Here is a 13,824-nt window from a genome sequence, read left to right as displayed (position 1 = left end):
ATGACGACGAAAAAGAACGTGCTTGTTTTTCGGCCCTTGCCTGAAGACCAGCTTGCGCGCCTTCAGGCGGTGCACCACGTGACGGTGGCCGATCCGCGCAAGGAGCCGGAGGCTTTCGCCGCCGCGCTGCGCACGGCGAACGGCCTCATCGGTGCGAGCCACACGGTCGATGCGGCGCTGCTCGACGCGGCGCCTGTGCTCGAAGTGATTTCGAGCATATCGGTCGGCGTCGACAACTACGCGTTGGCGGAACTGCACAAGCGCGGCATCGTGCTGTGCCACACGCCCGACGTGCTGACCGAAACCGTGGCCGACACGGTGTTCGCGATTTTGATGGCCACGCAGCGGCGCGTGGTCGAGCTTTCGAACCTCGTGCGCGAAGGCCGGTGGACGAAGAACATCGGCGACGAACTCTTCGGCACTGACGTGCACGGCAAGACGCTGGGCATTCTCGGTTTCGGCCGCATCGGCCAGGCGGTGGCGCGCCGAGCGGCGCTCGGGTTCGGCATGCCCGTGCTCTATCACTCGCGCCGGCCGGTCGACTTGGCCACGCAGGCACCCGAGCTGCAGGGCCGTGCCATGCACACGCCCCTGGACGAACTGCTCGCGCGTTCGGACATCGTGCTGGCGATGCTGCCGCTGACCGACGCGACGCGCGGCATGATCGACGTCGCCTTCTTCGCGTGCATGAAGCCCGGGGCGGCCTTCATCAACGGAGGCCGCGGTGCCACGGTGAACGAAGCGGCCTTGCTGCACGCGCTCAACCACGGCACGCTGCGCGCGGCGGGCCTGGACGTGTTCGCGAAGGAGCCGCTGCCGGCGGATTCGCCGCTGCGCACACATCCGCGCGTGACGCCTCTGCCGCACATCGGCTCGGCCACGCATGAGACGCGGCATGCCATGGCGGAACTGGCAACCACCAACCTGCTGCAGGTATTGGCCGGCGAGAAGCCGACGGCGCCGTACGACACGGCGGCTGCATGAGCCCGCAGAGGATTATCTCCCTCCCCTCCCGGGGGAGGGCAGGGGTGGGGGCAAGCGGCGTATCTTCTGCGCGCTCTGCCTGCCCCCATCCCAGCCCTCCCCCGGAGGGGGAAGGAGCAAATCCATGAACCCCGCGGGCCGCGCCACCATCGCCGACGTCGCCCAGGCGGCAGGCGTTTCCAAGGCCACCGTCTCGCGCTTTCTCAACCACCGCGACCGACTCCTGAGCCGCGACATCGCGGCGCGCGTGGAGGCGGCCATTGCCAAGCTGGCGTACACGCCGAGCCCGATGGCGCAGGCGCTGAGCCATGGGCGCTCGCGGCTCATCGGCCTGATCGTGGCGGACATCACCAACCCCTATTCGGTGGCGGTGCTGCGCGGGGCCGAGAAAGCCTGCCAGGATGCCGGCTACCTCGTCATGCTGTTCAACCTCGGCAACGAGAGCGAACGCGAGCGCGAGGCCATCGACGCGCTTGCGGGCTACCAGGTCGACGGCTTCATCCTCAACACACTGGGCCGCGGCAGCAACGTGGTGGACGCCGTCACGCTGCATGGCAAGCCCGCGGTGCTGGTCGACCGCCGCCACGCCGGCATGCACACCGACTTCGTCGCGCTCGACAACCATTCGGCCATGCGCGACACCTGCGGCCACCTTGTCGAGGGCGGCTTTCGTGAGCTGCTCTACGTGACCGAGCCGCAGAAGGGCGTGAGTTCGCGGCATGAACGAACGGCCGCCTTCGGTGAATGCGTGGCTGCGCACGAGCCGCGGGTGGCGGGCGAGGTGTTCGAGAGCGTGGAGGGCGACAGCGATGCGCTGGACCAAGCCTTGCGCGCGTTGCGGCAGCGCGCCAAGCGAGGGCGCCGCGCGGCAGTGGTCGCAGGCAATGCGGTGGTCACGCTGCGCATCGCGCAATCGATGGCGCGGCTGGGCTGGCAGTTCGGACAAGACTTGGGCTTCGTCGGTTTCGACGATCCCGAATGGGCCTCGCTGATCGGCCCCGGCCTGAGCACTGTGGCACAGCCGACCGACGCGATCGGCCGTTCGGCCGCTACATGCTTGATCGAACGGCTGCGGGGGCTGGATGCAGCGCCGCGGCAACTACTGCTGCCGGGACAGCTGGTGGTGCGGGGCTCGTCCCGACCAGCATGACCGGTTGACTCGAAGCGCGGACGACGCCGGCCTCGACGCGCTCGGCAATCCAGCGCTGGAAACCGCGTTCGGCCTGCAGCTTGAACTCGTTTCGGGTCTGGTTGCAGATCGCGTGGGCGAGGCGCCTGTGCTTCTGCTTGCGCACACCGCCCAGCGTCGAGTCGTTCAGGTGCTCGATGGTGGCCGACTCCGGCGTGCTGCGAGGCTCGGCAAAGTCCATCGGCAGCCCGCACCAGTGGCAGTTGTTGCCGAAGGACGAGCGCAGGGCCTGCACGCTCATGGTGTTGTCGCCGGTGCGGGAGCGGGTCAGCCGACTTCGGCGATCAGTTCGATCTCGACGCAGGCGCCCATGGGCACTTGCGCCACGCCGAACGCGCTGCGCGCATGCGCGCCCTTCTCGGGGCCGAACACTTCGGCGAAGAACTCGCTCGCGCCGTTGGTCACCAGGTGTTGCTCGGTGAACGTGCCAACAGAATTGACCAGGCTCATGACCTTGACGATGCGCGTGACCTTGTTCAGGTCGCCCACGGCCGCATGCAGCGTGCCCAAGAGATCGATGGCAATGGCGCGCGCAGCCTGCTTGCCTTCTTCGGTGCTGATGCCGGCGCCGAGCTGGCCGGCCCAGACCTTGCCGTCCTTCTTGGCAATGTGGCCCGACAGAAAAACGAGATTGCCGGTGCGCACGAAGGGCACGTAGGCCGCGGCGGGGGCGGCGACGGGCGGCAGGGTGATGCCGAGGCTGGAAAGCTTGTCGTAAACGCTCATTGGAAGTCCTTGTCTGGGGTTTGCGAATGGATCTGCGATTGTGTCTGTGATTGTGACTGCGCCGCCTCCGCGGCCTGGGTCCGCAGCTCTTCGATGGGCCGCACCGTCACGCCCACCTTGAGCGTGTGCCGCGCGCCGCCGTGCAGCACGCCCCGCATGGGCGAGACATCGGAATAGTCGCGGCCAATGGCCAGTGCCACGTAGTCTTCGCCGGGCTGGCGGCCATTGGTGGGGTCGAACTCGGCCCATCCGCCGGCGCTGTCCCGTCCCTCGTCTTCGCTGGGCAGGTACACAGAAACCCACGCGTGAGAGGCATCGGCGCCCACCAGCCGCGGCTGGCCAGGCGGCGGTTGCGTGAGCAGATAGCCGCTCACGTAGCGCGCCGGCAGGCCCATCGCCCGGAAGCAGGCGATCATGATGTGCGCGAAGTCCTGGCACACGCCCTTGCGCTGCGCCAGGGCCTCCACGGCGGGCGTGTTGATCTCGGTGCTGTCGGCGTCGTAGGCAAAGTCGCGGTACATGCGCTCGGTGAGGTCCATTGCCACGTCGAAAGTTGGCCGCTCGGGCGCGAAACTCGCGCGCGCATAGGCCGCGAAGTCGCCGTGGCGCGGCACGTAGGGCGATGGAAAAACGAACTCCGAGGCCGGATCGAAGGTGGCGTCCTTGCGATAGCGGAAGCGCTCGCGCACGGCCTCCCAGGGCATGTCGAGCGCAATGCCCGCGGCCAGCAGGGGCGTCGACGTTTCAACCACGCTTTCGGCCGTGACGACGAGGCTGTCGTGCGTGGATTCGAGTGCGAAGAACGCGCGCGTGTTGCCATAGACATCGGGCTGCTCGCTGCGCTGCGCGGGCTGCGGCTCGATGGCGAGCTTGTGGCTCACGAGCCGCTGCGAGTCGGTGGCCAGCGGCTTCAGGTGTGCCAGATGCTGCGCCGTTTCGACTGGAGGCGAATACTCATAGCGGGTTTCGTGCGTGACGTGAAGAAGCATGGGGTTTCTCTTTGGCTACTTTGGCGCGCTGCCGAAATGCGCTGCGTAGATCTTGTCGTAACTGCCGTCGGCCTTGATCTCGGCAAGACCCTTGTCGATTTTGGCCAGCAGGTCGGAATTGCCCTTCTTCACCGCGATGCCATAGTGCTCGACGGGGAAGGACGCATCGCTCACGGTCTTGAAGCCGCCCGCGGTGTTATTGGCGAGATAGTGCACCACCACGCCGTTGTCGGCGACCACGGCCTGGACGCCACCGGCTTCGAGTTCCTTGAGTGCCAGCGGCGTGGATTCGAAGCGCTTGATGTTGCCGCTCGACTTGCCCTGCAGCTTGCCCACCACCTCATCGCCCGTGGTGCCGTTCTGCACCCCGACCTTCATGGCCTTGACGTCTTCGAACCGCGTCACCGGAACATCGTTGCGCACGGCGATCAGCTGCCTCGCTTCGAAGTAGGGCTTGGAAAAATCCATGGTCTGGCGGCGCTCGTCGGTGATGGTGATGGCCGAGACGAGCAGGTCACGGTCCCCCTGGCCGAGCGCGTTGAAGATCCCTTCCCACGGCGTGTTGACGAACTTCACCTCGATGCCGGCCTTGCTTGCGATGGCCTTCACCACGTCGATGTCGAAGCCGACGATCTCGCCCTTGTCGTTTTGCGATTCGAAGGGCGTGTAGGCGGCATCGGTGCCGACTACGTAGACGCGGGCAGCGGATGCGGCGGTCGGCGTGGCCACAGGCTCCTGCTTGCCGCAGCCAACCAATGCAAGGCTGGCGAGTAGGCTGGCGGCAATCAGCGTGAAGCGGCGGTTGACGAGCATGGGCTGCCTCCTGCAGAGAGGGATGGCGTCATCAGGCTCCGACGGAGCGCAGCGATTCGGACGTGAGCGTGAAGTAGCGTGTGCCGATGGCGTCGGACACATGGTAGGCCGCCGTCTCGCAACTGGCCAGGAGTTCAGCCAGTGCAGGGTAGTTTGCATCAGCTCCGGCGGCGCACAGATGCTCAAGCGTCCAGGTGGCCGGGTCGGGCAGTTCGTACGACAGTGCGGTGAGCTTGCCGGGCGCACTGCCAGCCAGCCGCGCAATGCGCCCGCGCAGCGTTTGCGTGACCCATGCGAGCGAACGCGGGTTCTCGGCGTCGAGCACCAGCAGGTCGACCAGCGTGGCCACGTCACGGCGCTGCTGGTAGCGGGCGTGGAAAGTGATGGTGCTGTCGAACAGCGCCACCATGGCTTCGAAGCCGCTCACTTCATGTACCGCGCCGTCCTCGAAACCGGCCTCGAGCGCGCTGGCAAGAAAGCCAAGGCGCTCGATGTGGCGGCCGATGGACAGCAGGCGCCAGGCGTCGTCGCGCGTCATGCGATCAGTCTGCGCGCCGGTCATGGCGGCGAGTGCGGTGCTGGCCGACTCGAGCGCGCGCAGCGCCGCGCCGGTGGCAAAACTGCCTTCGCCGGCCTGCTCGGCCGCGCGCCGCAGAAACTCGGCTTCGGCGCGCACGATCTGGTTCCAGTTGTCCTGCGAAAGCCGCTCGCGCACGGCGGCTGCGGCCTGCCGGATGCAGCGCAGGCTGAAGCCCACGCTGCCGCCGCGCTCTACATCGCCGAGCTCGGCGATCAGCACGCGTTCGAACACGCGGCGCGACTGCGGCGCGCTGGGCACGCCGGCCGGCACCAGCGCGTTGCGCAGCGCCATGCGATGCAGCCAGTCGAGCAGCGGGCGCGAAGACTGGTCTTCGCTGCCCAGAAGATTGATCGTGAGTCGCGCGAGGCGCACCGCGTTTTCGGCGCGCTCGGTATAGCGGCCGAGCCAGAACATGTTCTCGGCCGCGCGGCTGGTCACGGGCGCACGGTGCCGCGCCAGCGAGGCCGGCGTGGCGTGCGGCTGCAGCAGAGTGGTGCGGTCGACCTCGCCATGCGTCTGCACCCACACGTCGGCGCTGCTACCGCCGCGCTGCATGGAGGCGATCTGCGCATCGCGACCCGCGAGCCGTGCCAGCCCGCCGGGCAGCACGCGCCACGACTGCGCGCCGTCGCTCACCGCGAAGACACGCAGCAGCACCGCGCGCGGCGCGATGTGGCCCGGGCCCATGTCGTTGGCCCAGGTGGGCATTTGCGACAGCGGGAGGTAGCTCTGGATCGTGTGGGCTTCTCCCTCGCGCACGATGCGGCCGGCCCATTCGTCGAGCTGGCGCCGGCTCAGCTGGCTGCCCAGCACCGCGTCGAAGCTGGTCTGGCCGTCGGAGCCTGGATAGGTGGGCTTGATGGCGCAATCGCCCAGCTGCGGCAGCACCGCCTCGAGCGCGGCTCGTTCGCCGCACCACCAGGTCGGCAGCGCCGGCAGCTTGAGCTTTTCGCCGATGAGGCGGCGCGCGAGGCCGGGCAGAAAGCCCAGCAGCGCGGGCGATTCGAGAAATGCCGAGCCCGGCATGTTGGCCACCAGCACATTGCCGGCGCGGATGGCCTGTAGCAGGCCTGGAACGCCCAGTGTGGAATCTGGACGCAGTTCGAGCGGATCGAGGAACTGGTCGTCCAGCCGCTTGATGAGCCCGTGCACCGGCCGTAGTCCCTGCAGGGTCTTGAGATAGAGCCGCTGGTCGCGCACGGTGAGGTCGCTGCCTTCGACCAGCGTCACGCCCAGGTAGCGCGCAAGGTAGGCGTGCTCGAAGTAAGTCTCGTTGTACGGGCCGGGCGTCAGCAGCGCGATGTGCGGCGGCACGCCGGCAGGGCACATGTGCTGCAGGCCGTCCATCATGGCGCTGTAGGTGGCGGCCAGGCGCTGCACGTGCAGCGCCTCGAAAGCCTGCGGAAACTGGCGCGCGATGGCGAGCCGGTTTTCCAGCAGGTAGCCCAGCCCCGACGGCGCCTGCGTGCGCTGTGAGACCACCCACCAGTTGCCGTCGGGCCCGCGGGCGAGGTCGAAGGCCGCGATGTGCAGCCATGTGTCGCCGGGCGGCTTCACTCCGTGCAGGGCGCGCAGGTAGCCGGGATGGCCGCGCACCAGCGCCGCGGGCAAGAGCCCTTCGGCCAGCAGCTGCTGCGGTCCGTAGACGTCGGCCATGACGCGGTCGAGCACGCGCACGCGCTGCAGCACGCCGGCTTCAATTTGGCTCCAGCTCTCGGGCGAAACAATCAGCGGGAACAGGTCGAGCGACCAGGGGCGCTGCGGCCCGTTGGCGTCGGCATAGACGTTGTAGGTGACGCCGTTGTCCCGGATCTGCCGTTCCAGGCTGACCGCTCGCCTTGGCAGGTCGCCGAATCCGCCTTGGCCGAGCTGGTCGAAAAAGGCGTTCCAAGCGGGCGTGAGAGAGGGTGTTTCGCTGGAGGACTGCGGTTGCTGAGCAGCCGGAGCCGGTGTTTGCGTCTGGCTCTGCGACTGCGACTGCGACTGCGACTGCGACTGCGATTGGGACTGCGACGGGGCCTGTGTACCCGGCACCGCTGCCGGACGCTCCGCCGCTGCGTCGTACAGCAGGGGTGCCATTGGCGCCATGGGCGGCATGCCCATCGACGGCCGAGCTGGCGCCGCAGGCGTGGCCTGCCCGCGCAGCTCATCGAAGTGGCCGGGCAGGGCGGCCGGGGCGAGCGCCGACGCCAGGGCGGCTGGATATTCCAGCGCCTGGGCGTCGAACAGGGATTCGTTCAAGGGTTCCACAGTGTGTGGATTGTCACATTGCCGTCACCGATCGGGTGACGGGCTATGTGGCAAATGTCCCTTTGCGCCCTTTTTATGCCGGTGCTCAGCGCCGCAAGTCCAGCGTGAAGGGGAATTCGCGGCTGCCCGCGAGCTCGATGGTGGCCGGCGGCGTACGCATCAGGCCGGGCGTGTGGCCCATCTCGGTGAAGCGCGACATGCGCCGGCTTTCCGCTTCGTAGGCATTGACCGGGAAGGTGTCGTAGTTGCGTCCGCCCGGATGCGCCACGAAATACTGGCAGCCGCCCAGCGAGCGCTTCATCCAGGTGTCGACGATGTCGAAGGTCAGCGGCGCATGGGCGCCGATGCTCGGATGCAGCGCCGAAGGCGGATTCCAGGCCTTGTAGCGCACGCCAGCGACAAACTCGCCCACGGTCCCGGTAGGCTGCAGCGGCAGTACCTTGCCGTTGACGGTGATCACGTGGCGGCTTTCGTTCAGACCGGTGACGCGCACTTCGATGCGTTCGAGCGATGAATCGACATAGCGCACCGTACCGCCGGCCGAGCCCTCCTCGCCCATCACGTGCCACGGCTCGAGCGCGTTGCGCAGGGAGAGTTCCACGCCCATGGCCTGCACCTGGCCCACCAGCGGAAAGCGGAACTCGAAATGCGGCGCGAACCAGTCGATGTCGAATGCGAAGCCGGCCTGGCGCATCTCGCTGATCACGTCGTCGAAGTCCATCTTGACAAAGGTGGGCAGCAGGAACCGGTCGTGCAGCTCGGTGCCCCAGCGCGTGACGGGCGCCTTGTAGGGGTCGTCCCAGAAGCGCGCCACCAGCGCGCGAATGAGCAGCTGCTGCGCAATGCTCATGCGCGCATGCGGCGGCATCTCGAAGGCGCGCAGTTCCAAAAGGCCCAGGCGGCCGGTGCTGGAGTCGGGCGAGTAGAGCTTGTCGATGCAGAACTCGCTCCGGTGCGTATTGCCCGAGACGTCGATCAGGATGTTGCGCAGCGTGCGGTCGACCAGCCACGCCGGCATGTTCTGGCCATAGATCTCGCGGTTCTTCGCGATTTCCTTCAAGGCGATTTCGAGCTCGTAGACCTGGTCGTTGCGCGCCTCGTCCACGCGCGGCGCCTGGCTGGTCGGGCCAATGAACATGCCCGAGAACAGGTAGCTCAGCGACGGATGGTTGTGCCAGTAGAGCAAGAGGCTCGCAAGCAGCTCGGGCCGGCGCAGGAACGGGCTGTCCGCGGGCGTGGCGCCGCCCATCACGAAGTGGTTGCCGCCGCCGGTGCCGGTGTGGCGTCCGTCGGTCATGAACTTCTCGGCCGAGAGGCGGGTTTCGAACGCGGCGTTGTAGAGAAACTCGGTGTGGTCGACCAGTTCCTTCCAGCTGTGGGCCGGATGGATGTTGACTTCGATCACGCCCGGATCGGGGGTGACGGCCAGCATTTTCAGGCGCGGGTCGCGCGGCGGCGGGTAGCCTTCCATCACGATGCGCATGCCCAGCTGCCGTGCCGTGGCCTCGACGGCCGCGACCAGGTCGAGGTAGTCCTCCAGGCGTGCGAGCGGCGGCATGAAGACGTAGAGCACGCCCGAGGCACTGCCTTTTTTCTCGGCCGCGGGGCCATTGGCGCGCCGCGGATCGCGCACCTCGACGCATAGCGCCGTGCGCGTGACCCAATGGGCCGATTCGCCGCGCAGAGGCTGGCGGGTGGCCTGTGCCTTGAGGCCATCGGCTGCATCGGCCGCTGATGTCTTGCCCTTGCCATCGCCTGTGGCCGTTTCCGCAGCTGCGGTGCCGCCAGCGCCCGGCGCCTGCATGCGCACGGCCGCGGGCACCACGGGAGGTGCGCCAAATTCATAGGGCACGGTGCCGAGGTCGGCGCCCATGCCACCGCCACCGGCGGGCACGGCATACCGTGCGCGGTAGTCGGACGAACTCGGCAGGGCTGCGCGCGGCGCGGTCGGGTCGCGCTCGACCAGGTAGGGGTAGTCGCCCTTGCTGGCCCATGGCTGCGAATCGAGCGGCAGGCGATAACCCATGGGTGAGTCGCCCGGGATCAGATAGAGCCGGTCGTCGCGCAGGAACCAGGGGCCGGTTTTCCAGCCCGGGCCTTCGAGCGCCGGTGCGTCGACATCGGCATTGGCGGGTTCGAGCGGCAGCATGTAGCCGATGACCGCATCGAGCTTTTGCGTGAACACGCGGCGCAGGCGAACCCGTTCGAGCTCGTCGTCGAGCTTCGATTCGAAGGGGTCTACGTTGACCGGCAAGCGGCGTTCGCGCCAGAGGTAGTAATAAACGTCTTCGTAGCCGGCCTGCACATAGCGTTCGGTGATGCCGAGCTTGTGCGCCAGCACGGTGGTGAAGCGGCGTGCGTCTTCGCTCGTGTAGTGCGTGGGTACGCGCTCGTCGGCAAAGAGCTCGGCGTCGTGCCAGAGCGTCTGGCCGTCGGCGCGCCAGAAGATCGAAAGCGCCCAGCGCGGCAGCTGCTCGCCCGGATACCACTTGCCCTGGCCGAAGTGAAGAAAGCCGCCCTGGCCGTATTCGGCGCGCAGCTTGTGGACGAGCTCGGTGGCATAGCCGCGCTTGGTGGGGCCGAGCGCGTCGGTGTTCCACTCGGGCGCATCGCGGTCGCTGGTGGCCACGTAGGTGGGCTCGCCGCCCATCGTGAGCCGCACGTCGCCGGCCGTGAGGCGCGCATCGACCGCGTCGCCGAGCGCCAGCACCTCGGCCCACTGCTCTTCGGAGTAGGGCTTGGTCACGCGCGGCGATTCGTAGATCCGCGTGACCTTCATCTCATGGCCGAAATCGACCTCGGCTTCATCGACGCCGCCTTCGATGGGCGCGGCGCTCGAAGGCGTGGGCGTGCAGGCGAGCGGAATGTGGCCCTCGCCGGCCAGCAGGCCCGACGTGGCATCGAGCCCGACCCATCCCGCGCCGGGCAGGAACACTTCGCACCATGCGTGCAGATCGGTGAAATCGACCGTGGTCCCGCTCGGGCCGTCGAGCGCCTTCACGTCCGGCGTCAGCTGGATCAGGTAGCCCGAGACAAAGCGCGCCGCCAGGCCGCAATGGCGCAGCAGCTGAACCAGCAGCCAGCCCGAGTCGCGGCACGAGCCGCTGCCGTTGGTGAGCGTTTCTTCCGGCGTCTGCACGCCGGGCTCCATGCGGATCAGGTAGTTGACGTCTTGCTGGACTTGCTGGTTGATGCCGACCAGGAAGTCGATGGTGCGCTGTTCCTTGCGCTCGATCTTGTCGAGGTAGGCCGACAGCAGCGGCGTGGGCTCCTCGGTGACGAGGTAGGGCGCGAGTTCCTCGGCCTGCGAGGCGGTGTACTTGAACGGAAAGTTCTCGGCCTGCGGCTCGAGAAAAAAGTCGAACGGGTTGTAGACCGCCATTTCGACCACGAGGTCGACCGTGACCTTGAACTCACGCGTCTTTTCGGGAAACACGAGCCGCGCCTGGTAGTTGGCGAACGGGTCCTGCATCCAGTTGACGAAGTGATCGGCCGGCTCGACCTGCAGCGAATACGAAATGACCTTGCTGCGGCAATGCGGCGCGGGCCGCAGGCGCACGACCTGTGGGCCCAGCTGCACCAGGCGGTCGTATTTGTAGTGGGTGACGTGGTGGAGTGCGGCGTGAATGGACATGCGTTTTGTGTGCAGTACTGCGAGATTGCATCGAAAAGATGTCTCTTGTGAGACGCATACTAGCCGAGAAGCAAAGCAATTAACGCGCCATTGAGCGTGAGCTTGGGAGGGTTTGCATCATGTGTTCCGGAGTTTGCCGTTGATGGCGGCGCGTGCGTCTGGTGTCGTCTCGGCCGGGTCGTGGGCCTTCGTCGCGCTGGGCGGAACGCTGCTCGGCGCTGCATTGCAGTTGCAGCAGGCGCGGCTGTGGAGCGCGGGTGCTTATGCGGCGTTGTTCCTTGCAGGTCTCGCGGGGCTGGCCGTGCTTTCGGGGCGATGGCGTCCGAGGTTTCGAGGGCATCGTGCGTGGCGCATGCTGGCCTGGCTTCCGATGATCGCGGCCCTGGCCTGTGGAACTTTCGCTGGCAGCGGACTCGCGGGCTGGCGCGCGGCCGCCTATGCGAATGGCGCGCTGGACCCGGCCCTCGAAGGCCGCGACCTGCAGGTGGTCGGCGTGGTGGCACAGATGCCCCAGCGCAACGAGGGCGGCACGCGGTTTCGGCTCGATGTGGAATCGGCACGCTGGGCCGATGAATCCCGCGCACCGCCGTCGCGTGTGCCGGCGCGCGTTGCCCTCGGCTGGTATCGCGACGACACCAGCCTTTGGGGGCGCGCTCCCGAAGGGCGAGCCGAGGCCGGGCGAGACGCGGCCGCTCCGCTGCACGCGGGCGAACGCTGGCGCCTCACAGTCCGGCTCAAGGCGCCGCATGGCAATCTCAATCCGCATGGCTTCGACAGCGAACTGTGGCTGTGGGAGCAGGGCGTGCATGCCAGCGGCTACGTGCGAACGGGTGCCCGCGACGCGGCGCCGGCACGTTTGCAGGCCACGTGGCAGCACCCGCTCGAACGTGCGCGCGAAGCGGTGCGAGACGCGGTGTTCGAGCGCGTCGCCGATCCTCGGCAGGCGGGCGTGATCGCTGCCCTCGTCACCGGCGACCAGGGCGCCATCGAGCGCAACGACTGGGACATTTTTCGCGCCACCGGAGTGGCCCACCTGATGTCGATCTCCGGCCTGCACATCACCATGTTTGCCTGGCTCGCGGCGCACGTGGTTAGCGCGTTGTGGCGCCGCAGCGGGCGGCTGATGCTGCGCTTTCCCGCACCGCAGGCCGCACTGGTCGGCGGCGTGCTGCTGGCCGGGATCTACGCGCTTTTCAGTGGCTGGGGCGTGCCCTCGCAGCGCACGGTCTGGATGTTGGCCACCGCGGCGCTGCTGCGCCTCACGGGGCGGCGCTGGCCGTGGCCGCATGTCTGGCTGTTGATTGCGGCCGTGGTGGTGGCCATCGATCCCTGGGCGCTGATGCAGGCCGGCTTCTGGCTCAGCTTTGTCGCGGTCGGCGTGCTGTTCACGACCGGCTTCATGCGGCCCGCCGACGAGAAGACCGGGCTGAGGGTTCGGCTGTTGGCGTTTTTTCGCGAGCAATGGGTGATCACGCTGGCGCTCACACCATTGAGCCTGCTGCTCTTCCAGCAGGTCTCCGTGGCGGGCCTCCTGGCCAACGCGGTCGCGATTCCGTGGGTCACGCTGGTGATCACGCCTCTGGCCATGCTGGGCACGGCGGTGGCGCCGCTCTGGGACCTTGCCGCTTGGGCCGTGCAGGCGCTGGCGGTGCTGCTGCGCTGGTTGGCCGCATTGCCCTATGCCACGCTGTCGATGGCTGCGCCACCCGTGTGGATGGCGGCCTGCGGGGTGGCGGGTGGCGTCCTGCTGGCCATGAGACTGCCGTGGTCGGTGCGCGCGCTGGGCCTGCCGTTCCTGCTGCCGGTGCTGCTGTGGCAGGCGCCACGGCCAGCCGCGGGGGAATTCGAACTGCTTGCCGCGGACATCGGTCAAGGCAATGCGGTCCTGGTGCGTACTGCCACGCACAGCCTGCTGTACGACGCGGGGCCGCGCTACAGCCTCGAAAGCGACGCCGGCCATCGTGTGCTCGTTCCCTTGCTGCGGGCCTTCGACGAGCGGCTCGACGTGCTCTTGCTGAGCCACCGCGACATCGACCACACCGGCGGCGCGGTCGCGGTGCTAGCGATGCAGCCGCAAGCCGCGCTTTTGAGCTCGATCGAGGCCGCACACCCGCTGCAGTCCGTGCGCCCGGCCAAGCGTTGCGAATCGGGCCAGCGCTGGACCTGGGACGGCGTGGATTTCGAGATCCTGCACCCCGTTCCGGCCGACTACCTTTCCTTCACCAAGCCGAATGCCGTCTCATGTGTGCTGCGTGCCACCAACGGCCGTGCCACGGTGCTGCTGGCCGGCGACATCGAGCGCCTGCAGGAAGCCGCGATGGTGTCGCGAACCCCTACGCTGCAGGCCGATGTACTGCTGGCACCGCACCATGGCAGCAAGACATCGTCGAGCGACGTGCTGCTTGGGGCGGTGCGCCCACGCATCGCTCTGGTCCAGGCGGGCTATCGCAACCGCTTCGGCCATCCAGCGCCCGAGGTGGTAGAGCGCTATGCGGCGCACGGCGTGCGGCTGGTCGAAAACGTGCCCTGCGGCGCCGCTTCATGGCGCAGCCAGTCGCCTGCCGAAGTCGGCTGCGAACGGGAGCGCAACGCCCGCTACTGGCACCACCGCCTGCCTTGAGGGCGCTCGCCGAACCCGAAATCGCGCCAACATAGGGCT

General features: G+C 67.8%; 9 protein-coding genes. 3 read left to right on the top strand and 6 right to left on the bottom strand.

The window, feature by feature from the left end:
- Both J2X92_RS27820 and J2X92_RS27815 read left to right on the top strand, forming a co-directional pair.
- Complete coding sequence (locus J2X92_RS27820) at nt 1-984, top strand: 2-hydroxyacid dehydrogenase (RefSeq protein WP_307580834.1); 984 nt, start codon at nt 1-3, stop codon at nt 982-984.
- A gap of 124 nt (nt 985-1,108) precedes the next feature.
- Nucleotides 1,109-2,134, top strand: a complete 1,026-nt coding sequence (locus tag J2X92_RS27815) for a LacI family DNA-binding transcriptional regulator (protein WP_307580832.1) — start codon at nt 1,109-1,111, stop codon at nt 2,132-2,134.
- Here the strand turns inward: J2X92_RS27815 and J2X92_RS27810 are convergent.
- From J2X92_RS27810 to J2X92_RS27785, 6 genes are all read right to left on the bottom strand, one after another.
- Nucleotides 2,034-2,414: a hypothetical protein gene (locus J2X92_RS27810; RefSeq protein WP_307580830.1), complete on the bottom strand. Its 381-nt coding sequence runs from the start codon at nt 2,412-2,414 to the stop codon at nt 2,034-2,036. The two genes, J2X92_RS27815 and J2X92_RS27810, sit on opposite strands and share 101 nt — an antisense overlap.
- Before the next feature lie 26 nt (nt 2,415-2,440).
- On the bottom strand, nt 2,441-2,899 hold the full coding sequence (locus J2X92_RS27805) for a RidA family protein (RefSeq protein ID WP_307580828.1): 459 nt from the start codon (nt 2,897-2,899) through the stop codon (nt 2,441-2,443).
- Nucleotides 2,896-3,888, bottom strand: a complete 993-nt coding sequence (locus J2X92_RS27800; RefSeq protein ID WP_307580827.1) for a transglutaminase family protein — start codon at nt 3,886-3,888, stop codon at nt 2,896-2,898. The genes J2X92_RS27805 and J2X92_RS27800 overlap by 4 nt, the downstream gene beginning before the upstream one ends.
- A gap of 15 nt (nt 3,889-3,903) precedes the next feature.
- On the bottom strand, nt 3,904-4,701 hold the full coding sequence (locus J2X92_RS27795; RefSeq protein WP_307580825.1) for a basic amino acid ABC transporter substrate-binding protein: 798 nt from the start codon (nt 4,699-4,701) through the stop codon (nt 3,904-3,906).
- A 31-nt stretch (nt 4,702-4,732) separates the two neighbouring features.
- Nucleotides 4,733-7,531: a circularly permuted type 2 ATP-grasp protein gene (locus J2X92_RS27790; protein WP_307580823.1), complete on the bottom strand. Its 2,799-nt coding sequence runs from the start codon at nt 7,529-7,531 to the stop codon at nt 4,733-4,735.
- A gap of 85 nt (nt 7,532-7,616) precedes the next feature.
- Nucleotides 7,617-11,165, bottom strand: coding sequence for a transglutaminase family protein (locus tag J2X92_RS27785; protein WP_307580821.1), 3,549 nt, complete (start codon nt 11,163-11,165; stop codon nt 7,617-7,619).
- A gap of 142 nt (nt 11,166-11,307) precedes the next feature.
- Here J2X92_RS27785 and J2X92_RS27780 point away from each other — a divergent pair, with 142 nt between their 5' ends.
- On the top strand, nt 11,308-13,785 hold the full coding sequence (locus J2X92_RS27780; protein WP_307580819.1) for a DNA internalization-related competence protein ComEC/Rec2: 2,478 nt from the start codon (nt 11,308-11,310) through the stop codon (nt 13,783-13,785).
- The last annotated feature ends 39 nt before the right edge of the window (nt 13,786-13,824 follow it).

It is taken from the genome of Variovorax paradoxus (assembly GCF_030811855.1).
Classification (GTDB): Bacteria; Pseudomonadota; Gammaproteobacteria; order Burkholderiales; family Burkholderiaceae_C; genus Variovorax; species Variovorax paradoxus_L.
The sequence above is the reverse complement of the archived record's forward strand: the minus strand, read 5'-3'. Positions and strand labels throughout refer to the sequence as shown.

Coding starts and splice junctions, on each gene's coding strand:
- J2X92_RS27785 (WP_307580821.1), bottom strand. CDS start 11,165: ATGTCCATTCACGCCGCACTCCACCACGTCACCCACTACAAATACGAC.
- J2X92_RS27810 (WP_307580830.1), bottom strand. CDS start 2,414: ATGAGCGTGCAGGCCCTGCGCTCGTCCTTCGGCAACAACTGCCACTGG.
- J2X92_RS27820 (WP_307580834.1), top strand. CDS start 1: ATGACGACGAAAAAGAACGTGCTTGTTTTTCGGCCCTTGCCTGAAGAC.
- J2X92_RS27780 (WP_307580819.1), top strand. CDS start 11,308: ATGGCGGCGCGTGCGTCTGGTGTCGTCTCGGCCGGGTCGTGGGCCTTC.
- J2X92_RS27815 (WP_307580832.1), top strand. CDS start 1,109: ATGAACCCCGCGGGCCGCGCCACCATCGCCGACGTCGCCCAGGCGGCA.
- J2X92_RS27795 (WP_307580825.1), bottom strand. CDS start 4,701: ATGCTCGTCAACCGCCGCTTCACGCTGATTGCCGCCAGCCTACTCGCC.
- J2X92_RS27805 (WP_307580828.1), bottom strand. CDS start 2,899: ATGAGCGTTTACGACAAGCTTTCCAGCCTCGGCATCACCCTGCCGCCC.
- J2X92_RS27800 (WP_307580827.1), bottom strand. CDS start 3,888: ATGCTTCTTCACGTCACGCACGAAACCCGCTATGAGTATTCGCCTCCA.